This window comes from Candidatus Neomarinimicrobiota bacterium (assembly GCA_021734025.1).
Classification (GTDB): Bacteria; Fidelibacterota; JAANXI01; order JAANXI01; family JAANXI01; genus JAANXI01.
In genome coordinates, this window is record JAIPJS010000007.1 from 89593 (window position 1) to 115812 (window position 26220).

Below are 26220 nucleotides of genomic sequence, written 5' to 3' on the forward strand. Positions count from 1 at the left end.
CATACTGTAGTTTCTGAGTGAACGAGAAATAAGAATTTTAGGGGGGCAGCACTTTTAAGAGCCCCCCTAAAATTTAATTTGGATGACGAATAACAAATTCCATGGCAGGATAAGTAAACAGGAATCCGGGACTACGATTTGAGGACAATTATGAGAAAGAACGGACTTGTATTCGTGTTGGCGCTGCTGGTGTTGCTGCCTATAATCGGGCAGGCCCAATCCGGGTTTTCCGGTGCGTATATCGGAAAGTTTACAACCCAGGAACGGGGGGCCGATGACGGGGCAACAGAACAGCAAATGCGTCTGTATAATCGTATCCTGTTACAGTATGAACCATCAGAAAATTTTGCATTAAAAACAGCACTGAGACGCGCAGACTATTTTCAGGAAAGTATCGGGAATACGCATCTGTACTATGCGTATGCCGACTGGGCTGTCACCCAAAATATTGGAGTGATGGTTGGCCGGCAATATCCCTATAACAAGATGATCCGGCGGGCAATTGATGGACTCAGCCTGGATTGGCAGGTGATGCCGCACTGGTCGATTGAAGGCATTTGGGGACTGTACACTCCGTACGATCGGGCCGGTTTAATCGAGAACCCGGAAGATGAGCACGGATATTACATGGGACTACGGTACACCGGGAATGAGAACTCCACGCTTCGGGCGTCCGGATATCAGCAGGTGAGCCAGGGACGGATTTTAAATTTCGCTGGAATGGACGGACGCTATGCCGATCTCTGGGGAATAAATTTGTACGGATTTTTTAAATATAATATCACACAAAATTTTGTACAGGAGGCAGAGGGACAGCTCCGGCGTCAGTTCGGTGAAAATTTCTCGGTTTCCGCCGCATATAAATACCGGGATCCGAATTTCGACCTGCCGGAATGGTACTGGCAGTTTGCCGTCGAGCCTTATACGAATGTCAGGGCGGGATTTGATTGGTTTCTGACTCGTACCGGAAGTCTTTCTCTGGAATATTTTACCCGGATGATGACGGATGAAACCATCCGGCGATACAAATTGGGATGGGTTGCCTCCGACTGGACAGCCGGAGTAGTCTATGCGGCCAACGAGGATGGCACATCAGAAGAATGGAACGCTTACGGCAGCATCCAGCATCGCTTCGGAAAAAGTCTGTTAGTGGGCGCTGGCGTTGATTACTTTGATTATGTCTTTAACGAAACGTATGAAGAACCGCTCAATGCGTTCGGTTCCAATGTTTTTGCACGGTATCGGTTTGGGAATGCCTTAACAACGGGCCTGCGGCTGTATTATTTAACCAATCCGCAATATTCCAATGACGTCCGGCTGTTGGGTGAACTCAGTTACCAGTTCTAGGAAGGTGAAAGCGCATATGAAAATTCTTGTACAGGTTTGCTTGCTGGTACTTTTCCCGTTGACGCTTGTCTTCGGCGCCTCCGATGGCGATACAACGAATTTTGAATTTTCGCATAAGTACCATAACGAAATGGGACTCGGCGACTGCTCTACATGTCATATGAGTGCCACCGAAAGCACCACCGGCACTGATGATTTACTCCCCAACGCAGAAACCTGCACCATGTGCCATGGCGATGCGGTGACTCCACCGACAAATCTCAAGCGTATCACAGATTATCAGACAATTTTTTCGCACAAGCGCCACGCGGTAGATGAGGAAATTGAGTGCAGTTCATGCCATGAAGGTATTCTCGAGGATGAGGCAATTACAGCTGATCATCTGCCAACGATGAACGACTGCTATTCCTGCCATATGGAGGATGTGAAGCAGGTGCCGGAAGATTGTGGAATGTGCCACGGTCCGGAAGAGCGGTTAACGCCGAAAACCCATACCGCGACCTGGGAAAATTATCACGGTATGAAGGTGAGCAGTACCGGAAACCGGGGAGAGTGCGCTACCTGTCACGTAGAGGAATCGTTCTGCCAGGATTGCCATTTTGGCGATAATGTGGTGCAGCAGACCCATCCCACGAACTGGGAGTATACGCACGGGATTGAAGCACGCCGGCAATCCACGGATTGTAGCACATGCCACGAGAGCAAACAATTTTGTGCGGATTGCCATCAGGCCAATCTGGTGATGCCGATTACACACTCGGTACCGAGTTGGGCAACGAAAGCAGGCGGAGGCCGTCACGCGGAGGAAGCCACCATGGATATAGATAATTGCGCATCATGCCACACGAATCCGGCAGACGATCCTACCTGCCTGGAATGCCATAGTAATTAGAATGAGAGGGCTCTTCATGAAGATTTTTCGGTTTCTTAGGATTGCGATTGCGGGGATCCTCTGTGTGGCTGTGGTATTATCCTGCAGCGAAGAGAAATCTCCCACCGATATTGCAACGCATCCCCAGGGATGGAATGACGTAAACTCAGAGGTGTTTCACGGCGAGAAAGTTGCCGCGAATCACGGTATAGATAACTGTATGACCTGCCACGGTGAAACTCTGGATGAAGGGGGCGAAAGCGGCGTGGCCTGTACTGATTGTCACAATTCCGGTCAGGTAGAGCAGAAAGCGACGCATAATGTTCGTGTTCAGCAACTAGGCTGGGAAATTGAAACCTGTACGTATTGCCACGGATCGGATTACACTGGCAACGAGATAACGGAAGATTGCACCACCTGCCATACTCGGGAGGCAGGACCTGAAGCCTGTAATACCTGCCACGGTGATTTTGACGCCGAGGGCGAGCTGACCAAGCAGGACATCGCACCGCCGCCGGCACTCCGCGGCGAAACCGGACCGGTGTATGCAGGCGTCGGTCTGCATCAATTCCATTTGGATAAAGGCTTAACCTGTATCGGGTGCCATGCCGATGATGTAGATCATTTTGACGAGGATACCCATATCGACGGCGATGGGGTTGCTGAGATTAACTCAACGTTTATGAATTCCTGGGATAGGGAAGAAGGAACCTGTACGGCGGTTTGCCATATGGTGAACGGCGAATTTGAAGAAATGCAGTGGACATATTAATATTGGATTTCATATCCAGTCATTTTATCTGAATACATGAGACGAAAGGAGCTAATATCAATGGGCAAAAAGTTCAGAGCAATTGGTGTATTTGCACTGTCTGTGTTTGTGCTGGGAAGTATGGTTTTTGCGCAGGATGATGCGGAAACGGACGCGAACCAGTTCAAATATGTAGGTGCAAAGAAATGTATGCCGTGTCATATGTCTCCGGCAAAAGGGGCACAGTATAAGCAGTGGATGTCTTCACCGCATTCAAATGCCTACAAAACTCTCGGAACCGAAGCGGCCAAGGAAGCTGCGCCTGAAGGAATTGATAACCCCCAGGAAGCGCCCGAATGTTTAAAATGTCATGTGACCGGATACGAAGCATCCGATGACCGAAAGGTCGAAAAATATGACATGACCGAGGGCGTAAGTTGTGAATCTTGCCATGGCCCGGGGAGTGATTACTGGAAGATGCCGGTGATGATGGGTATTTCAAAGGGCACCATGGAGGCTGCGGTACACGGGCTGGAATATCCGGATGAAGAGACTTGCATCCAGTGCCACAACGACGAAAGCCCGACGTTTGACGGATTTAATTACGAAGAATCGTACAAAAAGATCGCGCATCCGAACCCGCAAAATCAGGGATAGGTGCGAAGGTAGAATCTGAAACACTTTTGATGCCATCCCGTCTTAACGGGGTGGCATCTTTTATATACAGAAGCGAGACAAGACGAATGTTACCCCGACGAGTACTAATTCTGGGACTACTATTCCTGGCTGTTCCCCTTTTCGGACAGACTGATGACGAATGTTTGATGTGTCACGGCGATGCTTCGATGATGGAATCCATGGGTGTCGAAGAATATGAATCGCTGGTTGTTGATAGCGAGAAATATGGCGGTTCGACCCATGCTGAAATGGGCGGGTGCGTGAGTTGTCACTCTGACATCACCGAATTTCCCCATCCGGAAGATCCGGCTGATGTCGATTGTGGCATGTGCCATTACGATACGCAGGAACAGTGGCAGAATAGCAGCCATGGCCTCTCCGTCCAGGCCGGCCACGAAGATGCCGCGACCTGTTCTAGTTGCCATACCGCCCACTATGTCTACCCGCCTTCAGACAGTCTGTCAACGGTCAGCCGATCCAATGAATGGGAAACCTGTGCCAAATGCCATGAAAATGAAGAGTTGATCGAGGAATACGATATCCCGCAGCCGGAAGCAGTGGAGATGTATAAAACCACCGTCCATGGCCGGGAGCTCATCGATCAGGGGAATTTGGAGGCGGCATCCTGCAGCGATTGTCACGGTTCGCATAAAATTCTGGCCGGCCGGAATATCGAATCAACAATGCACAAGATGAACGTTCCGGAGACGTGCGGACAGTGCCATTCGGAAATTTATTCGAAATTCGAACAAAGTATTCATGGCGAATCACTGTCGGACGGGAACTGGGAAGCGCCATCCTGTACCGACTGTCATGGAGAACACTCCATCCAACGGACGGAGACGGAAGGGTCACGTGTCAGTAAAAAGCGCCAGGCTGAGCAGACGTGTGCCGATTGCCATAATGATCCGGATTTGGCGGCAAAATACGGTTTTGGTGCGGCCAATCAGGTCAGTACCTACCAGGATAGTTATCACGGGTTGGCCGTGCTGAGAGGGGCGGAAGATGCGGCTAGCTGTGCTGATTGTCACAACGCCCATTTGATCCTCCCCCAGGACGATCCAGAATCATCTATTGCCCGCTCGAACATTGCCGAAACCTGCGGCGATTGTCACGAAGGTGCCACGACCCAGTTCGGTATGTCCTATACCCACGAATCCGTGATGCTGGGGCGGTTCCCGGTTCAAGATATCGTGAAATGGATTTACATTGCCTTGATCATTCTGGTCATCGGCGGCATGTTTTTTCATAACCTGATCATCTGGATTAAGAAAACCCGGCAAAAATATCGCCATGAGAAGAAAGAAGCGACCATTACCCGGATGACCAGTAATGAAATGAATCAGCACTGGCTTCTGTTTATTTCGTTTACCTTGCTGGTCATCACCGGATTTATGCTCAAGTTTCCGGAAGCCGGGTGGGTACAACTCTTTAGCAGTATCGGTATAAACGAAGCTGTCCGGGGAACAACTCACCGGGTGGCAGCCGTAGTTATGATCGCACTGTCACTGTACCATCTCTATTTCCTGATATTCACAAAACGCGGCCGGGAAGAGATCCGGGAACTGATGTTCGGTATCAGGGATGTGAAGGAGTTCTGGCAGGCGATGAAATACTATTTTGGCAAACGCCCGACACCTCCTTCGTATGGACACTACGATTATACCCAAAAAGCCGAATATTGGGCGCTGATATGGGGGACAGCGGTAATGGCCGCTACCGGGCTCATTCTTTGGTTCCCGACCATGCTGGGCGAAAATACGCCGCAGTGGCTGATTAAGGTGTCCGAGACCATCCATTATTATGAAGCTATTCTGGCCACTCTGGCTATTGTGATTTGGCACTTCTTCTTCACGATCTTCCATCCGGACGAATATCCTATGAGTATGATATGGCTCAATGGTGAGATGACGTTGGAGGAATGGCGGGAGAAGCATCCGGATAAGTACCAGGCCATGCTCAGGGAAGTGCAGGAGTATAAAAACGAGAAGAAATCTCTGGATGACCTGTCGATCGGTGCGCAGGCATACGTGGAAAAATACGGAACTGAGGAACCACCGGCGGGAGAATAATTGATTTTCACGACCAGGTAGAATGTAACAGGGGGCTTGATTTCAAGCCCCCTGTTTTGCATCAAGGTACTCGCGTGGTACACTTGGATACTAAAAGGCGCGAAACGGTTTGGATATATTTTTAACGGAAACTCAGTGTCTGAGCACCCACATAAAATTTGATCAGATGAATTCCATACAGGATACTTTTTATGAAAGGCAATTTTTAGCATACGCGTGCGAGTTCTGAGTTTTCCCCATGGGGATCCCGTTGGGGCTTGATTTTTTCCCCAGAGGGATCTCTATGGGATATCAAGAAAAAACGGGTAAATAAGATACCGTTTTAGTTCTCACCTGAAGTGTACTACTTGCGTTTTTATACCAGTTTTCATCGCCGGATTTTTTTCTCACCTCTCCTGTAGGTAACTTATCGAGGTTATCAAAAAAAGTGTTTAAAAGAATTAGTTTTACTGATATTGAAATGCGTATAAAATAGTGGTTTTCCCCATAAAGCCTTGTGATGCAGGTGTTAATTCCGACTATTCTACCTCATCTGAGATGATTCTGGTGAAACATACAAGTCCACACAAGCCCATAAAGGAAAAGTGGGTAAAGACAGCAGATTAGAATTACAGTACCCGGTTTCGATTTTCCAATATCGGGAGAAAGTACGGGAAAACGTATGCTGCAAGATTTGAAAAAGCCCAAAAATATTAATTAATACTCATCTCTGAGTTTCCTATTTTCAATGGAATGCCATGAATCCGGATAAAAAAATACGATCCCACGCGAACTGTTCATGACTCTTCTTATAATATACGTCCTGCTGGCGCTTGGTGTCTCCTTTCTCTGCTCGGTCATGGAGGCGGTCCTGCTAAGTGTGACGCCATCGTATATGGCTTCTATGGAACAGAAACAACACGCCGTCGCCGATAGACTCCGGGATTTAAAGGAAAATATCGACCGACCATTATCGGCAATATTAAGTCTGAACACTATTGCCCACACTGTTGGCGCTGCCGGCGCAGGTGCGCAGGCCGCCATCGTTTTCGGGAACGCCTATGTGGGGATCTTTTCTGCGATTCTTACCCTGTTAATACTGGTGCTGTCAGAGATTATCCCAAAGACCATCGGCGCCGTGTACTGGCGGAAATTAACGCCCGCTGTGGTCCGGACGCTCATCCCCATCATCTGGGTGCTACTGCCGTTGGTAAAGGTGTCCCAGGGGATTACGGCCCTACTGTCCAGCGATTCCGGGGAAACGTCGATGAGCCGGGAGGAGTTTACCGCCTTGGCGAAGATGGGGGAGGAGGAAGGGTTATTCGACGAGGAGGAATCCAGGATTCTGAAGAACCTGTTTCGGTTCCGATCGGTGCGGGTGAAAGATGTGATGACGCCACGGATTGTTTTGTTTGCGCTGCCGGAATCGATGACCGTCGGTGAAATGGTGGATGAGCATGACCAACTGCGGTTTTCCCGGATTCCGGTCTATGCCGAAAGCCGGGATGACATCACCGATTACGTGCTCAAGGATGAAATTTTGCTCCATGCGGCCCGGGATGAAGAAGACCTTCCACTGGGAGAATTTAAACGGGAGATGATTGTCGTACCGGAGATGATGCCGCTGCCGGAACTGTTTGAGCGCCTGCTGGACAACCTGGAACATATCGCACTGGTTGTGGACGAGTTCGGTGGTACTGCTGGCGTGGTTTCCATGGAAGATGTGGTAGAGACTCTGCTGGGAATGGAAATTGTTGACGAGGCAGATTCTGTGGAGGATATGCAGGTGCTGGCCCGGCAGGAATGGGTCAAACGTGCCAAGCGTCTGGGCATTGTTCCGGAAGATTTTGATGAGGATGGCCGGGACGCCAAAGACCTGACGGAAATCGAAGAACCACCAGTGAAAGGGGATGGGGAATAAGGTAAAAGGTATAGGGGTATTAGGGTATAAGGTATAAGGAAAAACAGTGTTCACGTGTTATGGTCCAGGGTGTCGAGAGTCGTGTATCCATTGTCCCCAGTCTAAAGTATTCTCCATTTATAATTCTGGCCTGAGCTGTTGGTAGTAACGGCTTTAGCCGTTTTAAGAAAGCTGGTGATATACTTCCGGCGCGAAATTCCGCCCCTGTGAAGATTGCGCGGCTAATAAATCATTCCAAGGCACTCTTTTTTCAGCGGCACTAATAAATAAACAACACAACTCACCTACTTGTTCTCGCTCTCTTCGGAAGAGAGAGACACGATATCGAAGGTGTGGAGACGCGTTCCCCTTCCTCTTTCAAAGAGGAAGGGGCCAGACCCAAAGGGGTTCCCTACGGGAGGGATGGAGTTGTGTTGTCTCAGGTTAAAAAATGTGTTCTGAAACACCTTTCGTTAAAAAGCAAGATATCACGAAGGTGACATATACATAATATCCTCTAAAGAGGGGAATACCAACTAAATCGGAGCCACCTTTCACAAATCAATATTAGTGTCCGGTGGTTCCAGGCAAACGATTATTTACTGTTCTATCTCATGTCACACTTCGTCGCGGCGAGTGACATTTCACAATTACTTTCCGGGCAGGTTAATACCTGCAACAAAAAAGGCGACTCATCCGAGCCGCCTTTTTTTGTTCATCCTCGTCTTTGAAGATGAAACGTCAATTGCTCCGAGAGTTTATACGGACAAAATCCGTGACGCTTCCCGGATCATCTGGTTTACGTAACCCCATTCGTTATCGTACCAGGACATCACCTTTACCAGATCGCCACCCACAACCTGAGTCATGGTCAGGTCAACGATTGATGCGCGGGAATCCTTCAGAATATCTGAGGAAACCAGATGCTCATCGGAAGCCCCGAGTACTCCTTTGTAACGGTCGGATTCGGCTTCTTTGGCAAAGACATCGTTGATTTCCTCAACCGTGACATCTTTGCTGAGCTGGAACACGATATCGGCGATAGAGCCAACGGGGATCGGACCGCGAATTGCGGCGCCATCGAATTTGCCCTTCAACTGTGGCAGCGCCTTGGTAGTTGCAATGGCGGCACCGGTTGATGTCGGAACAAAGTTCACAGCACCTGCACGACCGCGACGGAACTTTTTGTGCGGACCGTCAACGATTGCCTGGCTCGACGTGTAAGCGTGGATAGTCGTCATTGTGGCTTTCTCTACGCCGAAATGACGATCCAGGACTTCAACGACCGGCGAAATACAGTTAGTTGTGCAGCTGGCGCACGAGATGACATTCTGCCCGTCACCGGCTTCGGAATTCACGCCATGGACGACCATAGCCGTGTCTTCATCTTTGGCGGGAGCGGACATAATAACATGTTTCGCGCCGGCATCCACATGCGCCGATGAGGCCTTCTTCGTAGTGAACAGACCGGTACATTCGAATACCAGATCTACATTTTTGTCGGCCCATGGCAGATCACCCGGGTCCCTCTCGCTCAGATAGTCAAATGATTCACCATCGATAATCAGTTTTTTGTCGCCCGTTTCCACGGATTTGCCAAGCCGACCATAAACAGAATCGAACTTCAACAGATAAGCGATATTCTCAATATCGGCGATATCGTTGACAGCAACGACGTCAAATTCCGGCTTGTCCAACAGGTTTTTCAGCAGGGCACGGCCAATCCGTCCCATACCGTTAATTGCTACATTTGGCATTGTTCCTCCTCCTTGTTTATACTGTTCAAAATTCCATCTGAAAAAAATACGAGAGTTTGGGTCGAACATCAACTATTAAGGGAATTATTTATTGATAAATTGTACTTTTCCTGAACATTTACTGGACATTCTGTAATTTTCCGCTCAGAATGTTAATGAAATGACAAGCTGAAAGGCGCTGTAGAAGCATGAGTATCAATTTTCGGGTGTTGGGTGAACCGTTTGGGGATAATGCGTTGTTCGCAGAGGTAGATTCAGGGGAAATGCGCCGTCATCTCCTTTTTGATTGCGGAGGTGGCTGCCTGAATGCTTTTCGACCATCAGAGATTATGGTAATAGATCATCTCTGCTTTTCTCACTTTCACCTGGATCATATCGCCGGGTTCGATCGGTTCCTCCGGATGAACTATAACCGGGAGTCGAACCCGGTGCGGGTATGGGGCCCGGAAGGCGCAGCCGACATCATCGGCCACCGATTACAGGGAGTCTCCTGGGATTTGATCGGAGACAGTCCAACCGTCTGGCGCGTGACCGATATCGCTGCAGATTCTCTGTACCCAACAGAATTTTATGCCAGAGAAGAATTTCGCCGTCCGCATCCGATGGAATCCAAACAGTTCGATTCCGCGATTATCGATGAGAGTAGCTTCACGGTTCACGCAGTCCATCTGTCGCACAGGACACCGTCAATTGCCTACTATGTAGAAGAGCCACCGCGATGGAATATTGACAAAAATGCACTCGACACCCTTCAGTTGCAACCCGGGGAATGGCTGGAAGAAGTGAAAGATTTCTCCAGAGATGATGCCGAAAAAATAGAATCCGGCGGGAAAGAACGAACGCTGGGGGAACTCCGGGAAATCTTGCTCAGAAAGAAAGAGGGCGCAACTATTGCCTATGTCACTGATTGCGTCTTTGAAGGAGAATCCACAGAAAAATTGGTTCGTCTGATTGCCGGGGTGGATACGCTGATCTGCGAAAGTACCTATGCTGCTGAGGACGAAGAATTAGCCGCACAAAATTACCATCTGACATCAAAGCAAGCAGCCGAAATTGCGCGGCAATCGGATGCCGGACAGCTGGTACTCATACACATGTCCGAACGGTATCAAGACCAGGGCCCTGAATATCTCCGGGATCAGGCCAGCGATATTTTTGAGAATACCGTGCTGCCGGAAGCGTGGGAGTGAGAAAGAAACAAATGATGAGTGTCCAAGTCCAACCGTTGAAGTATCGGTCTTCTGCTGAAGGAGTGAATTGAAACTTCGAGATCTCACATTCGAAATTTGTGATTCAATATTCATACTGTTTCATTCTTCATCTGATTATTACCCGGATTTCACGTAACTTTGAGAAATAATAACCGTGAGCCGGAAGGAGGACTCCATGCCGATTCTCTTTAAAAAATCCAAACAGCTTGAATCAGGGATCGAGAGCTACCTGGATTTCGTCATCCGGGGTGGATTACTGTTTAAGGAAGGGATCAAATATTACCTCACAGAGGATCGGAAGGCGTTTCAGGAGCACCTGGATGACCTGGATGACCTGGAAAGCGAAGCGGATACCCTGCGCCGGGATATCGAAAATATGTTATATGAACACACGTTAATTCCGGAACACCGCGGAGATGTACTTGGGATCATCGAAAATACCGATGAAGTCATCAACGTGACGGCTGAATCCCTGATGCAATTTTCTGTGGAGCAGCCGTCTTTCCCGGAGAAATACCATCAGCAGATCCGTAATCTGGCAGATGCTTCGGTCTCGGCATCTGATGAAATTGTCTCTGCTATCCGTGCTTATTTCAAAGAGGTGAGTCGTGTTCGGGACAGTATCAACAAAGTGCTGTTCTACGAAAAGGAAGCAGATAAAATCGCTGACAAGATCAAAAGGGCGATATTTCAGTCCGATGAGATACCCGAATTGGCAGAGAAAATGCACATCCGGGATTTTATCGTCAAAATCGAAGGCATCTCCGATACCGCGGAAGTCGTGAGTGATCGTTTGGGTATCGCTGCCATCAAGCTGAGTATATGAGGTACAGGAGGGGGACACGTATTGCTACGTGTGCAATACGAATCCGGGGAAACAGACACTGCCCTGAGGACTCCAGACGCATGACCGTTTTTAACTATAACACTATAACACATTAACACTGTAACACATTTTTTAACTTGAATACTTGAACACATGAACACTTTCACACTGTCGTTATGATCTGGTTCTATCTGCTGGGCGGACTTTTTCTGGGATGGTCACTTGGTGCCAACAGTGCTGCAAACATCTTTGGTACTGCCGTGGCAACCCGGATGGTCAAGTTTAAGGTTGCCGCTATTGTTGCCGCAATTTTCGTGATCCTTGGAGCGGTATTCAGCGGTGCCGGCGCCACAGAAACGCTCGGTCGGCTGGGAGCCGTGAATGCCTTGGCCGGTTCGTTTACCGTTGCTGTCGCGGCGGCGGTTGCCGTCACCTGGATGACCCGGTTAAGCATCCCGGTTTCTACCACCCAGGCTATTGTCGGAGCCATTATTGGCTGGAATCTGTTTACGGGCCGGCCCACGGATATGGGATCGCTTACCAAAATTTTGGGTGCATGGGTGGCATCGCCTCTGCTGGCCGGTGTGTTTTCGTTCGGACTATTTTTTCTCGCAAAGAAGACCATTTTTCGTATCAAAATTCACCTGGTTCGCCGGGATGCCTACAACCGGCTTGGCCTCATTGTTATCGGTGCATTCGGTGCGTATAGTCTGGGTGCAAATAATATTGCAAATGTGATGGGGGTGTTTGTACCGGCATCACCGTTTCAGTCGATGGAAATACTCGGTATCTCACTGTCCGGAACCCAACAACTCTTTCTGCTGGGTGCCCTGGCTATTGGTGTTGGAATTTATACCTATTCCGATAAGGTGATGAAAACAGTGGGGAACGATCTGTTTAAACTGACGCCAATTACCGCGCTCATCGTCGTGTTGGCCGAGTCGGTAGTTCTGTTTTTATTTGCGTCCGAGGGATTGGAACAGTGGCTGGCCTCTCATGGGCTGCCGACCATCCCGCTGGTACCACTCTCCAGTTCGCAGGCCGTCATCGGAGCAGTGCTCGGGTTAGCACTGGCTAAAGGCGCTCAGGGTGTCCGCTATCGCGTCTTCGGCCGGATTGCCATGGGCTGGGTGATGGCGCCGGTAATTGCGTGTGTTATCAGCTTTATTGCGCTCTTTTTTGCACAAAACCTGTTTGAGCAAGAAGTGGTTGCGGAAGTAACTCAGACCCGAAAGATTGAAATTCTCGAATCGGAATTCAATAACAGTATTGCCAAAGATTACCCAGGGGAAATAACAACGCTGACAGTAAGGATGGAAAACCCGCCCAAAGATGTCAAAAGCGGCTTATTCCCGTAGCGCTTCGTTCAACCACCGCAGAAAGTCGTAAACTTCTTTTACATTTTTTAATCCGTATCTCGCATAAGTTCTGGCTCCATGACTTCCGACTAAAATTCCGATCCCTTCATCCTGTATCACTGCTAGTGCATCTTCGTCGGTATTGTCGTCCCCGATATACATTGGAACAGTGTCCCCCGTTCCTGACGCCAGTTCATCCTGCAACCAGAGAAGGGCTTTGCCCTTATCCCAGTCGATAGCGGGTTTCAGCTCCAAAATCTTTTTACCGGGACTTGGTTTCAGCGTGTCATGACTCTCCGCTTCGGATGTGGCAATATCGATAACCCGCTCAGCATCATCTTCCGCAACATTCCGGTAATGGACGGCAATGGCATATTTTTTTCGCTCCACCTGAGCACCGGAAATTTCGGAGAGTTGAGACTTTAATGATTCTTCAGCCTCCTCCAGAGCGGGAAGTGCGGCCTCACCACCGGAATATTGTAACTGAAGACCGTCCGGCCCGGAGATATCGAATCCGTGACTTCCTGCATATATCAGGTTTTCCAGACGGATCAAGTTTTCGATGTCCATGCGATCCCGACCGCTGACGATAGCCACGGTAGTCAGCTCGGCCAGTTCACTCAATGTATGTCGCATTTCGGAGGACAACTGCGCGTCTTCCGGATTGTTCACAATTGGTGTCAGTGTCCCGTCATAATCAAGAAAAACGAAGAGACGGCTTCCGATAAATTTTGACTCGATTGATTCGAAATGATCAAGTGCAGATGGTAAGGCTTCCGATTTCATCGCAATTCCCTCCGCAGATAAATTTTTGACAATTCTTGAAAATACAAATCAAAGATGAGAGCAAAAGGGAAAATTTGAAATTGTTTGAGCTGGTGTACTATGAGTGAATCGGGAGGGATGGACTGTGTATAATATCAACATAAATAATATTATTAACGTTTAAATAGTTTACAAAATTATAATATTCTAAAAATTCCCATTTCATCTTAAAAAAATAGAGTTATTAGTAAAAATAACAGTTGTGAGACAGATGATTTTACAGCATATTTCTCCGGGAAAATTACACACAGCATAACAATGTCAGGGTATTCTTCCAAATGTATGGAAGGGGAGTGAGATATGAGCTATCGGTCAAAGGGGATGGTGTGGATCGGATGTCTTATAGTATTTTTTGTGATTGCCGGAATTCTGTACGGTGAATTCAAACCGAGGGAAACAATGTTGCTGTTGGGGCTCTGTTTTGCCTGCGAACTTATTGATAGTGGTTTGGGGATGGGATATGGCACGATTTTGACTCCCACATTGTTGCTTGTCGGATACCAGCCAGCGGAAATTGTGCCTACGATTTTGTTTTCGGAATTGCTTAGTGGGTTCAGTGCCTCATTTTTTCATAACGAGATCAAAAATGTCGATTTTGGCCCGAAAGGCAAAGATTTTAAACCCGCACTCCTGCTTGCCGGCGGGAGTTTAGTCGGTGTAACTGCCGGCGTCCTTTTCGCCCTGCAATTACCTGCATACATTTTAAAGCCGGTCATCGGCAGTATCATTTTACTGTCGGGATTTTTTGTTGTTTTGTTGTCCCGCAGGATCCTCGCCTATCGGAACTGGAAGATGTTGAGCCTGTCCGGTATCGCGTCATTCAACAAGGCAGTCAGCGGCGGCGGATACGGCCCGCTCGTCACCAGCGGGCAGATCCTCAGTGGGGTGCAGGGGAAAACTGCAGTGGGCATCACCTCATTTGCCGAGGCGTTTACCTGTTTGATCGCAGTTACACTGTTTCTCTTAAAAGGGGGATATATCAACCTGGGCATAATTATTCCGATGCTCACCGGGGCGCTGATTTCCGTTCCGTTTTCCGTGTTTGCCATCAATAAGTCCAATGAAGACCACCTGAAGATTATCATCGGCATCCTCACCATGGCAATGGGAATACTGATTATCTATAAGTCGTTTAATTAGCCTGAATAGTTCATAAAATTCAAAAAATTGACCAACATAAACCGAGATAACTATCCTATCCTGGATTATTCATGAATTTGAACGGAATCAGGGAAGCCCCCCTTCCTGGCAGGAGAGGCGGCCCGAAAGGGGAGAGCCAATGATTTACCCGCCAGGCAGCTCGGTTTTTCCTGGCGGGTAGCTTATTAGGCTAGTAACCTTCCGGGAAAAGCCAGCGACCCGGAAGGTTGGAGTGTACGGCGCGCTCGTTCTTCTTCGAATTTATGAATAATCCAGGCTAGAATTTTGGTAGCACCCGTTTCGGTGTTTACCTCTCCCTATGGGAATCGCTTGAGGGTGACAGCCCCAGGTTGACGCCCCGGATTGTCACTAAGATCTTGTCGGAAGGGTGGCAGACACCTACAGGGCTGGTGTGTGACGCTTCAGAAATTGTTGCTGATGAGTAATCCATGTATTAAGCAGACGAGATAAAATTCTCACAATAATCTGTGTCATCGGAATTTCTATCACGAAACAATTTGAGTCAATATTTCGGACTAAATAATCTTATTTAAAACGTTGAAAAAATCTACAATAATTAAATGTATCGTTCTTTAATCTGAGAAAAATTCGGAAAAAGTGTTCTTATTTTTAATAGTAGTGAAGTTGAGGTGTTGAAAATATAAACAATATCCGGGTTTTCCGGATTTATTCGGAGAAAGCCTTCCGAAAACCGTATTTAGCGGCTTTGCAGCCAGTCAGAGTGTCCGAAAACCACAAATCTCATCCCGTGGCATACAAATTGTAAATCTATATTTTGAAATCTAACCTTCGTTCTATTTTCAAATCGAAGAAATATATGGAAGACACAGTTGAGCAATCCAATTCACTGGAGCCTCTTTATCCCATCGGCGTGGTGGCAAAAATGTTGGACGTAAGTGAGCACACTATCCGCCTCTACGAGCGGGAAGGATTGATCCTCACATGGAAAACAACCGCCGGACACCGGCGATTCTCCGATAACGACGTGGAGAAGCTGAAATGTATCCGGCGGATGATCACCGAGAAGGGACTGAATCTGGAGGGGATAAAGCGGCTTTGTTCCATGATCCCGTGCTGGGGAATTAAAAAAGATTGCACCCGGGAAAAATATGAAAACTGCGAGGCCTTTGAACAGGTCGGACTCCCCTGCTGGGCGTTGGAAAACAAACCAGACATCTGTCGTTCAGATCAATGTTATACATGTCAGGTATATCAAACGTACTTTGACTGTAAAAACATCAAAGAACTGGTTCACAGCAAGACGTACCTGCGAAAGCTCTTTCAAAATTCTGCATCATCCTGAGCAGAATTTTTGGATATAGATACAGAAAAACCGGACGATTGCTGCACATTGGTATCAGGCCGCATTCCGATACAGATCGGTATCCGTTGATTCGAATATCTGAATCGGCACCGTTTTCGCCTTGAGGTTTTGCCCGGATGAAGCGGGATCCGTAATTCGTTTAGTTGCAGTAATACACCGGTTTCGGAACAAAGCCAACTTCACTCAACGCGAAGGAGCTCTCCATGGCCAGACCAAATGTCTCAGAAGTTCACGATAGAATTTCCGTTCACCACACGGAAGAACTGGAGGCCCGGGGTGTCTCCCGGCGCCAGTTTATCAAGTTTTGCACCGCAATGTCCGCGGCTATGGCACTTCCGTTTACGTTAGCCGATAAGGTTGCCGCAGCTGTAACCGATCCGGCGCGACCGCCGGTGATTTGGCTGCACTTTCAGGACTGCACCGGCTGCACCGAAAGTCTGTTGCGCGCGACCCATCCTACTGTGGAGAGTTTGGTCCTGGACATTATCTCTTTAGACTATTCCGAAACCTTGCTCGCGGCGGCGGGTCACCAGGCGGAAGCTGCCAAACAGGCGACCATTGAGAATTACGCCGGAAAATTTCTGCTGGTGGTAGAAGGCTCCATTCCCACCAAAGATGGCGGAATCTATTGCAAGATCGGCAATAAAACGGCGGTCAGTATCCTGGAAGAGACGCTCCCGAAAGCCGCTGCCGCAGTCGCCATCGGTTCCTGTGCCTCCTGGGGTGGAATTCCCTCTTCCGGACCGAATCCCACAGGCGCCAAGGGTGTAACAGAAGTAATGCCGGACGCCAAGACGCCCGTCATCAACCTGCCGGGATGTCCGCCGAGTCCCTATAATTTAACGCAGACCGTCGTCCATTATCTCACCCTGAAAAAGCTCCCTGAACTCGATAAAAAAGGCCGTCCGAAGTTCGCCTACGGACAAATTATCCACGAGAATTGTGAGCGCCGGGCCCACTTCGATGCCGGACGATTCGCCGAGCAGTTCGGCGATTCCGGCCACCGGCAGGGCTGGTGCCTCTACAAGCTGGGTTGCAAGGGGCCGGAAACCCACGCCAACTGTCCATCGATTCTCTACGGTGACGTCGGTTCGGGCGCCTGGCCGGTGGGCACCGGACATCCCTGCTTCGGCTGTACCGAGGAGGAAGTTGCCTTCACCAAGCCGCTTCACCAGCAGGCGAGCGTGGCGGAGATTGTCCCGCCGGCATTTTATCCGAGGGTGGCTGAAGAACGCGGTAACGGGCTTTCCATTGGTGCCGCCGCATTAGTCGGTGGCGCGGCTGGCGTGGCCGCCGGAGCGGGGGCCATGATGGCCAAGGAACTCCGAAAGCAGGATGCTGAGGATGAACAGGCCGAACAGTCCGATGAATAACCGCAACGAAAGGAATCAACCATGAAACTTGAAAGAAGAGACTTCTTCCGGGTGATTTCCGCCGGGGCGGTAACTGCGACCACGGCCAGAACCGTGCGGTCGGAAGCCCGCGCTGCATTGTCGCAGGACGCCGTAGGCATTCTGTACGATGCCACGGTTTGCATAGGGTGCAAAGCCTGTGAAGTTGCCTGCAAGGAAAACAACAGTATGCCGGTGGAGTCCTCATACGTCAACGATGAACTCGACGTCGGGAAGGTTTGGGATTCACCAAAAGATCTCAGTTCCAAGACTCTGAATAAAATTAAACTGTACAAGGATGGTGACGGCGCTGTGAAGGATCGGGAGAAGAACGGATTTTCCTATATCAAGCGCCACTGCATGCACTGCATCGATCCGGACTGCGTATCGGTCTGCCCGGTGACGGCATTGACCAAAGATCCGGTCACTGGCATCGTGAGCTACGATGAGACGCGTTGCTGCGGCTGCCGGTACTGCCAGATCGCGTGCCAGTATGGAATACCGAAATTCGAATACGACGATCCGTTCGGACAGATACAGAAGTGCCAGCTCTGCAATCACGTGCTCGCCGAAGGCGGAATCCCCGGCTGCTGCGAGGCGTGTCCCACCGGCGCATCCATCTATGGGAGTGTTGATGAACTGCTGAACGAAGCTCACAAACGCCTGGAATTGACGCCCGGAGATAAATATGACTTTCCCGTCAGTACGGTGGATTCCAGGAAGACAACATCTCACGAGGTTCATGAATATGTGAACTACGTGTATGGCGAAGAAGAGGGCGGCGGTACCCAGTATCTGATACTCTCGGCAGTGCCATTTGGCAAACTCGGATTCCCTGATCTTCCGGATCACTCCAATGCATCGGTTACCGCGGGTTTACAGCACACGCTGTATCGGGGAATGATCGCCCCGGCGGCGCTGTTCGTGGGATTACTCTATGCGGCCCATCAGAGCGTGAAATATCACAACCGTTCAGACGAGGAGGCCACTAATGAGTGACGATAAATCTGGAAAACGGACAATCCGGGTTCGGAATACTACCTCATCCGACACGGATTTGCACAAGAGTGTGGCCATGGGCGGGCCGATTATGACGACGCCGTTCAAAATAATTATGGCCATCGCCGCCATTGGTGTCTATTTCATGGCGAAGCGCTTCATCTTCGGTATCGGCGCGGTGTCCAACCTGTCCCACGGCTATCCCTGGGGTGTCTGGATTGCCTACGACGTGGTAGTCGGTACGGCCATAGGCAGCGGCGGATACGCCATGGCATTGCTGGTCTACATCTTCAATAAAGGCAAATACGATCCGCTGGTGCGATCGGCGCTGTTGACGGCATTTCTGGGTTATCTGTTCGCCGGTGCGTCGATTGTCATCGATACCGGCCGGTACTGGAACCTGATTAACATGTTCCTGCCGCAGTACTCGAACATCACCAGTTCCATCATGGTGGAGGTGGCGCTCAGCGTGGCCACATACACGCTGGTGCTGATCGTGGAAATCTCCCCGGCATTCCTGGAGAAATACGGTTCCAGCAAACTCCGGCAGCGATTACAAAAAGTGATTTTCATTTTCATCGCCCTGGGCGTGCTGCTGCCGACACTGCATCAGTCCTCACTGGGCAGCATGATGATGTCGGCCGGCGACAAACTTTCACCGCTCTGGCAGACCATGATGCTCCCGGCGTTTTTCCTGTTCACCGCGCTGATTATGGGATACGCTGCCGTAGTAGTGGAATCGTTCGCGGCTTCTACCATCCTTGGAACGCGCCTGGAGAAGCGGCTCCTGGTGAAACTCACCGGTTTCGTACCGTATCTCATTCTGATCTATCTCTTGTTCCGCGCCGGTGATCTGATTTATCGCGGAGCATTCGGGGCCCTGTTCGTTGATCCGCTTGAGGGCACCTCCTTCATTCTGGAAAACCTGTTGTTCGTCGTACCGATGCTCATCCTGTTTTCCAAAGAAGCCAGATCCAAGCGATTCAACCTGTTTATCTCTGGGGTGGGGATCGTCCTGGCAGGCAGCATTTACCGGTTTAATACCTATCTCATCGGATTCGATCCGGGGCCGGGCTGGGTTTACTTTCCGGCATTTTCCGAAATTTTTATTACCATCGGGCTTATCAGCTTTGAAATCATGATTTACATGATTGTGGTAAAAAGGCTGCCGATACTCCCGAAAGTTCTCTACAAAACAGCATAATCCATCAGGAGGAATATACTATGGCAAAGCGTATAACTGTCGATCCGGTCACCCGCATAGAGGGACACCTGCGCATCGACTGCGAAGTAAATAACGGCGAAGTCACCAACGCCTGGTCGTCCGGACAGATGTGGCGCGGCATCGAGACCATTCTCCAGGGACGCGATCCCAGAGAAGCCTGGATCTATACCCAGCGAATTTGTGGCGTCTGTACCACGGTGCATGCGATCACCTCGGTACGGGCGGTTGAGAACGCGCTGGAGATGGAAATTCCCGTGAACGCCCAGTACATCCGGAATATGATTATTGCCGCCCACGGCGTCCACGATCACATGGTGCATTTTTATCATTTGTCTGCGCTGGATTGGGTGGACGTAGTCTCCGCACTGAAAGCGTCGCCGAAGAAGGCATCGTCTCTGGCGCAGAGTCTGTCCGGCTGGCATATGAACGGCGTAGAAGAGTTTACTGCTGTCCAGAAGAAACTGCAGAGCTTTGTTGACTCCGGCCAGCTGGGCATTTTTGCCAATGGATATTGGGGCCATCCGGCCATGATTCTGCCGCCGGAAGTGAATCTGCTGGCAGCCGCACACTACCTGCAGGCGTTCGAGTTCCAGCGCAAGGCCAACCAGATCGTTACCATCCTTGGGAGCAAGACGCCGCACATCCAGAACCTGGCAGTCGGCGGCGTGGCGAATCCCATCAATCCCGACAGCGAGGACGCGCTGAATCTGGAACGGTTGACCTATGTGAAGAAACTCATCGATGAACTCGGGGCTTTTATTGAGCAGGTATATCTCATCGATGTGGCCGCAGTTGGCGCCTTCTACAAGGATTGGCTGAATTACGGATCCGGCGTCATGAATTACCTGAGTGTTCCGGATTTTCCCATCGACCCGGCGGGGACGAAGTTCGGTACTCCCGGCGGCTATATTAAGAACGGTGACGTTGGCTCGTTTCAGGCCATCAAGTCGTTTCAGGATGACTTCTTCCGGGAGAACGTGCAGGAGAGCATCAAGCACGCCTGGTACGACGGTGACTGGACGCGGCATCCGTACGACGAGGAGACCGTGCCGAAGTACACCGACTTCGATGATAACGGGAAATATTCCTGGGTGAAATCACCAAGCTTTGCCGGGAAGCCGGCGCAGGTCGGCCCGCTGGCGAACGTACTCGGGATGTATGCGGCAGGTGATCCGACAACGCAGAAGTATACGAACCTGGCACTGGAGAAGGTGAGCGCCATCGCCGGGACGAAGGTACCGATCAGCGCGCTGCATTCATCCATCGGCCGGCACGCTGCCAGGGCAGTCCGCTGTGCGGTGCTGTACAACCAGCTCAAGGAAAACTACAACATGCTTGTGGAGAACATCGGTTCCGGCGACATGGACACCTTTAACGAGCCGACCTTCCCCAAGGGAACCCAGACCGGTTTCGGCTTCCACGAAGCGCCGCGCGGAACCCTCTCCCACTGGATCGTGATTAACAACGGAAAGATCGAAAACTACCAGGCGGTGGTACCGTCAACCTGGAACGCCGGCCCGCGAAACCAGAACGATGAGTTGGGGCCGTATGAGGCCTCGCTGGTCGGGAATCCTGTGGCACAGGAAGACAAGCCGCTCGAGGTACTCCGGACGGTACACTCCTTCGATCCGTGCCTGGCGTGTGCCATCCATCTGTACGACGAGAAGAAGCAGAATATCGCCCGGGTCCAGACCAACAACGCGTGCAGCGTCTGATATGAACGATATCCTCGTACTGGGCGTCGGCAACCTGTTGATGCAGGACGAAGGCGTCGGAATTCACGCCATCCGGGCGCTGGAAGAGCGATACCAATTCGAGCCGGCGGTGGATCTGGTGGACGGTGGCACCGCCGGCCTGGAACTCATCGACAAGCTGGACGGCCGGGAAAAAGTGCTGATCGTCGACGCGGTGGACTTTGATCTGGCGCCCGGCAGCATTGTGAAACTTGGCAACGGGCAGGTGCAATCTCAACTGAAGGAGAAAATGTCCCTGCATCACCTGGGATTAACTGATGTCCTCAGCGCTGCGGAACTCCTGGACATCCGGCCCCCGGCAATCCACCTCATTGGAGTGCAACCAGACTCAATGGAAGTTGCCCTGGAACTCTCGCCGAAAATGCGTTCGGTCTTTCCGCAGGTGCTGGAAGCTGTGGTCGCGCAGCTGGGTGAATGGGGAGTTGAAGCGGTTGAGGCTACGGAAGGTATTCAGGTTTGAGTGGATAGGCGCCTTGGTATCTTTCTACAACGAGGCGAAAATACATTCACCAACATTGCAGAGATGTAGCATGGAGGTCGTTTTAGAATGCCAGGTTGATAGCTTCTTTGCTCTTGAACCTGTGGGATTTTCGGTACTATAAAACAAGCAGTTACCCGTTGGGGTAGAGACGTTTCATACCTGTCCCGAGATGTCGGGGAAACGTCTCTACACGAAGAATTAGAAAGTAGGGACGCGGTTCATCGCGTCCGAAACAATTGGCTGAATGGTACAGACGGACGCGGTAAACCGCGTCCCTACATGTAAATTTTCTCAGACTTTTTCTGTTGACCATACTGCATTTTGTAAAGATTGATAGTTACAATTAACTAAAACTTACATAAAGGTAATTTATTCGATCCATATTACCGTTTTGATGATAAAATCGAATAAAAAACCGATTCCCTTTTTCTCATTTAGCATCTCCGGTTCTCAGATCTGGAAAATCGTCTCTGTTTCTGCCCGTAAAAACCGCAAGGTTACTACCGGCACACGTTTTGCAAAAGTACTATAGAGCAGAAATATGCAGAATAAGAGTATATTTGTAATGATTGAAGTGAGGCCTGTTTTTCATGCATGAGATGTCCATCGCCACTAATATTCTGGAGATCGCCGAGCAGTCCATGGATGGGCACGATCAGCTGCTCTCCATCTCCGTGGAAATCGGTGAGCTGGCGGGCATCGAGTTCGAGGCGCTGGAGTTCTGCTTCGAGGCGCTGAAGCAGTCCTCACGATATCCCGATCTTACCCTGGACATCACGCGAATTCCGGGGAAAGGGAATTGTAGGAAATGTGGTGTGTCCGTTCCGATGAAGGAGAGGTTCGCCGTCTGCCCGGAATGCGGGGGATACACCGTAGAGCCGTCGCAGGGGCAGGAATTACGGGTCACGTCAATCGAAGTCGAATAATTGCAGGAAAAGGAGTACCAAAATGTGTGACACATGTGGATGCGGAGAGGGCACAACTACCATTCAGACTCCCGGAGAAGCCCGGGAGCATGCGAAAATGCACGCCGAGGGCATCGAACATTCACACAATCATGATCATGAGCACGACCATGATCATAACCATTCGCACGGCCATTCCCATGATCACGGAAACAGTCATACGACAACCATTGATGTGGAAACGGACGTACTCAGGGAGAATAATCTGTTGGCCGAGCGAAATCGGGGCATCTTTGAAACCAGGAAAATATTTGCACTGAATCTGGTGAGTTCTCCCGGCTCCGGGAAGACGACGCTTCTTGAGAAGACCGTCGAAGCACTCAGAGATGACGTCTCCATCGCCGTCATCGAAGGGGATCAGCAGTCCATGCAGGACGCCGACCGCATCGATAAAACAGGCGTGGACGTAGTACAGGTCAACACTGGAAAAGGGTGTCACCTGGACGCAAAAATGGTGAACGACGCCATCCAGAAGCTGGAACTGCCTGACGAGAGCATTCTGATGATCGAAAACGTCGGTAACCTGGTCTGTCCATCGCTGTTCGACCTCGGCGAGCATCATAAGGTGGTGATTATCTCGGTGACCGAGGGGCAGGACAAGCCGGTGAAGTACCCGACCATGTTTGCGGAATCCAGCGTCTGCGTCATCAACAAGATCGACCTGCTCCCGTACGTAGACTTCGACGTGGAAGCCTGCAAGGATTACGCGCGACAGGTGAACCCGGATCTCACCTTCTTCGAACTTTCCGCCACCACCAGCGAAGGCATGGACGCGTGGTTGGAGTGGGTGAAGCCAGCTGGGAATGATTAAAAAACCTCACCGCAGAGACGCAAAGAGCGCAGAGGAAATGATTTGTATAGAAACTGGAACCTGCCTCGCAATGAGATTGCGAGGCTAAATTGGGAAGCCTTTGAATTCCATTCAAAGGCGAGATATAATCCCATCGCCGATCGCTGACAGCGTCGGTGATGGTGGATATTGAGTCCGCAACAAACCAACTATAACACAATAACACCTTAACACGCGAACACTGCCGTCATTATGAAACGACTCAAAATACGAATCACGGGTATTGTCCAGGGGGTGGGGTTCCGTCCGTTTGTGTATAATCTTGCGGAGGAAAAGGGAATCTCCGGGTTCGTGGGGAACGATTCCGACGGCGTGTTCGTGGAGGCGCAGGGCACTGATGAGAATCTCTCGGAGTTTGTGGACGCGCTGGAGAATTCCCCGCCGCCGCTGTCTCAGGTTGATTCGGTAAAAGCTGAGGAGATTGCCTCAATCACTTTTGACGGCTTTCATATTGAGGAGTCGGTGAAAGGCGAGAAGATGGATACGCTGGTCTCGCCGGATATGGCTATCTGTAAGGATTGTGCCAGAGAACTCAAAGACGATTTCGACCGGCGGTATCACTATCCGTTTATCAACTGCACCAACTGCGGGCCGCGGTACAGTATCATCTACGATATTCCGTACGACCGGCCGTACACATCCATGAAAAAGTTTGAATTGTGTCCCGAATGCCGGGCTGAATACGAAAATCCCGGTAACCGTCGGTTCCACGCTCAGCCAAATGCGTGTGAAGAGTGCGGGCCGTGGGTGGAGGTGTACGATACAGATCGACGACGCCTTCAGAACAGGGAATATGCGGTAGTTTTAGCGAATCAGTCACTCAGGCGGGGGGCCATCATGGCTATCAAAGGCTTGGGAGGATTTCACCTGGCGTGTAACGCTCACAACGAGTTGGCTGTCCGTGAGTTGCGACAGCGCAAGAACCGGGAGGAGAAGCCGCTGGCGGTGATGGTAAAGGATGTGGAAACCGCCAAAAAGTACGCCCATTTTTCCAAAGATGAACTGGCGTTATTGACTTCACCGCAGGCGCCGATTGTTCTGGCGAAAAAGCGGGAGGAAATCAGCCCGAACATCGCGCCTGGCAACCCCCGGATCGGCATCATGCTGCCGTACACGCCGCTGCATCATCTGTTGTTCGCCAGCACGCTGGATGCCCTGGTGATGACCAGCGGCAACTATTCCGAGGAGCCGATCTGCATCGAAAACAATGATGCATTTAACCGGCTAGGTGACATCGCTGATTATACCTTAGTGCACAACCGGGAGATCCTCCAACGGGTGGACGATTCCGTGGTTATTATGCTCGCGGATAAGCCACGATTCGTGCGGCGCAGCCGGGGATACGTCCCGCGGCCGATCAATATTCTTCATTCCACCGATCCTGTCCTGGCCGTCGGCGGGGCACTGAAAAATACAATTTGCTACATCAAAGAAGACCGGGCGTTCCCGAGCCAGCATATCGGGGATTTGTCCAATACGCGCGCCATGGATTTCTTCAATCATACCCGGGAACATCTGGGAAAAATCCTTGAAGTTGAGCCCAATTACGTGGCGTATGATCTGCATCCGGGATGTCTGGCAACTCAATGGGCGAAGAGCTACTCAGATGAGCAAGACTTATCGGCTTTTGGGATTCAACATCACCACGCACACATGGCGAGCGTGATGGTTGAGCACGGTCTGGACGATCCGGTGATCGGTCTGATTATGGACGGCACCGGCTACGGGACGGACGGGACGATCTGGGGCGGCGAGGTACTGATCGGCGATTACACAAAGGTGAACCGGTTCGCACATATCGAGAATGTGCCGGAGCCTGGTGGGGATAAAGCCGTGCAGGAGCCGTGGCGCATGGGACTGGCGTATCTCTGGAAGACGTTTGGCGAAGATGCCCTCAGTTTTACGCCGTATCGGTGGAGCGGATTTCCGATTCCGCAGGTCAAGCAGATGCTGGACAAAGGAATCAACGCACCGATGACTTCCAGCTGCGGACGGCTATTCGACGGCATCGGCGCCATCGCCGGTGGACGCACCCATATGACTTTCGAGGGACAGGCGGCTATTGAATTCCAGCATGCCATGGAAAAGACGGAGCATCCATCTCTGGAGTACGGGATAGAAAGATGCGGTGAGCACTACGAGTTTTTGATTGCTCCGATTGTAAAAAGCGTACTCAAATCGCTGGGAAAAAAGGCATCGTATGGAGAGATAAGCTATCTTTTCCATGAAATGTTGATTTCGATGTTCTTGGACATCGCAGAGAAGGCACGGGCCGAGGCATCTTTGGAAAAAGTAGCGCTCAGTGGTGGCGTGTTCCAAAACAGCTACTTGTTTGAACGGATGATTACTGAATTAAACGACAACGGATTTACGGTCTACGCACCTGAGCAGGTGCCGACCAACGACGGGGGATTATCGCTGGGACAGGCGGCCATTGCACAGGCGTTGGTTGTTGCCGGGAAATCCGAAGTGGAATTAACATACGAGTGAGGATA

At 50.4% G+C, this 26220-nt stretch carries 21 protein-coding genes; 19 read left to right on the forward strand and 2 right to left on the reverse strand.

What is annotated here, in order from left to right:
* The first annotated feature begins 150 nt into the window (after positions 1-150).
* The 6 genes from K9N57_09565 to K9N57_09590 all read left to right on the forward strand — a co-directional run bounded on the left by K9N57_09565 (position 151) and on the right by K9N57_09590 (position 7619).
* Positions 151-1347, forward strand: a complete 1197-nt coding sequence (locus tag K9N57_09565) for a hypothetical protein (protein MCF7804425.1) — start codon at positions 151-153, stop codon at positions 1345-1347.
* Positions 1348-1363: 16 nt separating this feature from the next.
* The gene (locus K9N57_09570) at positions 1364-2239 is read left to right on the forward strand and encodes a cytochrome c family protein (protein MCF7804426.1); all 876 of its coding nucleotides are present in this window, start codon (positions 1364-1366) and stop codon (positions 2237-2239) included.
* Positions 2240-2255: 16 nt separating this feature from the next.
* Complete coding sequence (locus K9N57_09575) at positions 2256-2990, forward strand: hypothetical protein (protein MCF7804427.1); 735 nt, start codon at positions 2256-2258, stop codon at positions 2988-2990.
* 60 nt (positions 2991-3050) lie between these two features.
* Entirely contained in the window at positions 3051-3626 is a 576-nt protein-coding gene (locus K9N57_09580; protein ID MCF7804428.1) for a cytochrome C554, read from the forward strand.
* An 86-nt stretch (positions 3627-3712) separates the two neighbouring features.
* Complete coding sequence (locus tag K9N57_09585; protein ID MCF7804429.1) at positions 3713-5719, forward strand: cytochrome b/b6 domain-containing protein; 2007 nt, start codon at positions 3713-3715, stop codon at positions 5717-5719.
* Between the two features lie 778 nt (positions 5720-6497).
* Entirely contained in the window at positions 6498-7619 is a 1122-nt protein-coding gene (locus K9N57_09590; GenBank protein ID MCF7804430.1) for a CNNM domain-containing protein, read from the forward strand.
* 737 nt (positions 7620-8356) lie between these two features.
* Here K9N57_09590 and gap read toward each other — a convergent pair.
* Positions 8357-9355 carry a type I glyceraldehyde-3-phosphate dehydrogenase gene (gene gap / locus K9N57_09595; protein ID MCF7804431.1) on the reverse strand — a complete coding sequence of 333 codons (999 nt, stop codon included), beginning with the start codon at positions 9353-9355 and terminating at the stop codon, positions 8357-8359.
* A gap of 188 nt (positions 9356-9543) precedes the next feature.
* Between gap and K9N57_09600 the strand changes: the two genes are divergently transcribed.
* The 3 genes from K9N57_09600 (at position 9544) to K9N57_09610 (ending at position 12750) form a co-directional block, all read left to right on the forward strand.
* Positions 9544-10545, forward strand: a complete 1002-nt coding sequence (locus K9N57_09600; GenBank protein ID MCF7804432.1) for a hypothetical protein — start codon at positions 9544-9546, stop codon at positions 10543-10545.
* 196 nt (positions 10546-10741) lie between these two features.
* A complete protein-coding gene (locus K9N57_09605) occupies positions 10742-11392 on the forward strand; it encodes a DUF47 family protein (protein MCF7804433.1) in 651 nt (216 codons plus the stop codon).
* Between the two features lie 176 nt (positions 11393-11568).
* Complete coding sequence (locus K9N57_09610; GenBank protein MCF7804434.1) at positions 11569-12750, forward strand: inorganic phosphate transporter; 1182 nt, start codon at positions 11569-11571, stop codon at positions 12748-12750.
* Here K9N57_09610 and otsB read toward each other — a convergent pair.
* Entirely contained in the window at positions 12739-13536 is a 798-nt protein-coding gene (gene otsB, locus K9N57_09615; protein MCF7804435.1) for a trehalose-phosphatase, read from the reverse strand. The two genes, K9N57_09610 and otsB, sit on opposite strands and share 12 nt — an antisense overlap.
* A 339-nt stretch (positions 13537-13875) precedes the next feature.
* On the opposite strand from otsB, the gene K9N57_09620 reads away from it, so the two are divergent.
* The 10 genes from K9N57_09620 (at position 13876) to hypF (ending at position 26215) form a co-directional block, all read left to right on the forward strand.
* Positions 13876-14715 carry a sulfite exporter TauE/SafE family protein gene (locus tag K9N57_09620; GenBank protein MCF7804436.1) on the forward strand — a complete coding sequence of 280 codons (840 nt, stop codon included), beginning with the start codon at positions 13876-13878 and terminating at the stop codon, positions 14713-14715.
* A gap of 838 nt (positions 14716-15553) precedes the next feature.
* On the forward strand, positions 15554-16039 hold the full coding sequence (locus tag K9N57_09625; GenBank protein MCF7804437.1) for a MerR family transcriptional regulator: 486 nt from the start codon (positions 15554-15556) through the stop codon (positions 16037-16039).
* Positions 16040-16263: 224 nt separating this feature from the next.
* On the forward strand, positions 16264-17433 hold the full coding sequence (locus K9N57_09630) for a hydrogenase small subunit (protein MCF7804438.1): 1170 nt from the start codon (positions 16264-16266) through the stop codon (positions 17431-17433).
* 21 nt (positions 17434-17454) lie between these two features.
* The gene (gene hybA, locus K9N57_09635; protein MCF7804439.1) at positions 17455-18450 is read left to right on the forward strand and encodes a hydrogenase 2 operon protein HybA; all 996 of its coding nucleotides are present in this window, start codon (positions 17455-17457) and stop codon (positions 18448-18450) included.
* The gene (gene hybB, locus K9N57_09640) at positions 18443-19654 is read left to right on the forward strand and encodes a Ni/Fe-hydrogenase cytochrome b subunit (protein MCF7804440.1); all 1212 of its coding nucleotides are present in this window, start codon (positions 18443-18445) and stop codon (positions 19652-19654) included. The genes hybA and hybB overlap by 8 nt, the downstream gene beginning before the upstream one ends.
* Positions 19655-19674: 20 nt before the next feature.
* Positions 19675-21390 carry a nickel-dependent hydrogenase large subunit gene (locus tag K9N57_09645; GenBank protein ID MCF7804441.1) on the forward strand — a complete coding sequence of 572 codons (1716 nt, stop codon included), beginning with the start codon at positions 19675-19677 and terminating at the stop codon, positions 21388-21390.
* Between the two features lies 1 nt (position 21391).
* Positions 21392-21889, forward strand: coding sequence for a HyaD/HybD family hydrogenase maturation endopeptidase (locus tag K9N57_09650; GenBank protein ID MCF7804442.1), 498 nt, complete (start codon positions 21392-21394; stop codon positions 21887-21889).
* Positions 21890-22500: 611 nt separating this feature from the next.
* Entirely contained in the window at positions 22501-22836 is a 336-nt protein-coding gene (locus tag K9N57_09655; GenBank protein MCF7804443.1) for a hydrogenase maturation nickel metallochaperone HypA, read from the forward strand.
* 22 nt (positions 22837-22858) lie between these two features.
* Positions 22859-23686, forward strand: coding sequence for a hydrogenase nickel incorporation protein HypB (hypB, locus tag K9N57_09660; protein ID MCF7804444.1), 828 nt, complete (start codon positions 22859-22861; stop codon positions 23684-23686).
* 231 nt (positions 23687-23917) lie between these two features.
* On the forward strand, positions 23918-26215 hold the full coding sequence (hypF, locus tag K9N57_09665) for a carbamoyltransferase HypF (GenBank protein MCF7804445.1): 2298 nt from the start codon (positions 23918-23920) through the stop codon (positions 26213-26215).
* Positions 26216-26220: the final 5 nt, after the last annotated feature.

Bases quoted from the DNA above. Each gene is read 5' to 3' on its own strand.
- K9N57_09600 (MCF7804432.1), top strand. From the start codon at position 9,544: ATGAGTATCAATTTTCGGGTGTTGGGTGAACCGTTTGGGGATAATGCG.
- K9N57_09645 (MCF7804441.1), top strand. From the start codon at position 19,675: ATGGCAAAGCGTATAACTGTCGATCCGGTCACCCGCATAGAGGGACAC.
- hypF (MCF7804445.1), top strand. From the start codon at position 23,918: ATGAAACGACTCAAAATACGAATCACGGGTATTGTCCAGGGGGTGGGG.
- hybA (MCF7804439.1), top strand. From the start codon at position 17,455: ATGAAACTTGAAAGAAGAGACTTCTTCCGGGTGATTTCCGCCGGGGCG.
- hybB (MCF7804440.1), top strand. From the start codon at position 18,443: ATGAGTGACGATAAATCTGGAAAACGGACAATCCGGGTTCGGAATACT.
- K9N57_09620 (MCF7804436.1), top strand. From the start codon at position 13,876: ATGAGCTATCGGTCAAAGGGGATGGTGTGGATCGGATGTCTTATAGTA.
- K9N57_09625 (MCF7804437.1), top strand. From the start codon at position 15,554: ATGGAAGACACAGTTGAGCAATCCAATTCACTGGAGCCTCTTTATCCC.
- K9N57_09585 (MCF7804429.1), top strand. From the start codon at position 3,713: ATGTTACCCCGACGAGTACTAATTCTGGGACTACTATTCCTGGCTGTT.
- K9N57_09570 (MCF7804426.1), top strand. From the start codon at position 1,364: ATGAAAATTCTTGTACAGGTTTGCTTGCTGGTACTTTTCCCGTTGACG.
- K9N57_09575 (MCF7804427.1), top strand. From the start codon at position 2,256: ATGAAGATTTTTCGGTTTCTTAGGATTGCGATTGCGGGGATCCTCTGT.
- K9N57_09610 (MCF7804434.1), top strand. From the start codon at position 11,569: ATGATCTGGTTCTATCTGCTGGGCGGACTTTTTCTGGGATGGTCACTT.
- K9N57_09565 (MCF7804425.1), top strand. From the start codon at position 151: ATGAGAAAGAACGGACTTGTATTCGTGTTGGCGCTGCTGGTGTTGCTG.
- K9N57_09605 (MCF7804433.1), top strand. From the start codon at position 10,742: ATGCCGATTCTCTTTAAAAAATCCAAACAGCTTGAATCAGGGATCGAG.
- K9N57_09650 (MCF7804442.1), top strand. From the start codon at position 21,392: ATGAACGATATCCTCGTACTGGGCGTCGGCAACCTGTTGATGCAGGAC.
- gap (MCF7804431.1), bottom strand. From the start codon at position 9,355: ATGCCAAATGTAGCAATTAACGGTATGGGACGGATTGGCCGTGCCCTG.
- K9N57_09655 (MCF7804443.1), top strand. From the start codon at position 22,501: ATGCATGAGATGTCCATCGCCACTAATATTCTGGAGATCGCCGAGCAG.
- otsB (MCF7804435.1), bottom strand. From the start codon at position 13,536: ATGAAATCGGAAGCCTTACCATCTGCACTTGATCATTTCGAATCAATC.
- K9N57_09580 (MCF7804428.1), top strand. From the start codon at position 3,051: ATGGGCAAAAAGTTCAGAGCAATTGGTGTATTTGCACTGTCTGTGTTT.
- hypB (MCF7804444.1), top strand. From the start codon at position 22,859: ATGTGTGACACATGTGGATGCGGAGAGGGCACAACTACCATTCAGACT.
- K9N57_09590 (MCF7804430.1), top strand. From the start codon at position 6,498: ATGACTCTTCTTATAATATACGTCCTGCTGGCGCTTGGTGTCTCCTTT.
- K9N57_09630 (MCF7804438.1), top strand. From the start codon at position 16,264: ATGGCCAGACCAAATGTCTCAGAAGTTCACGATAGAATTTCCGTTCAC.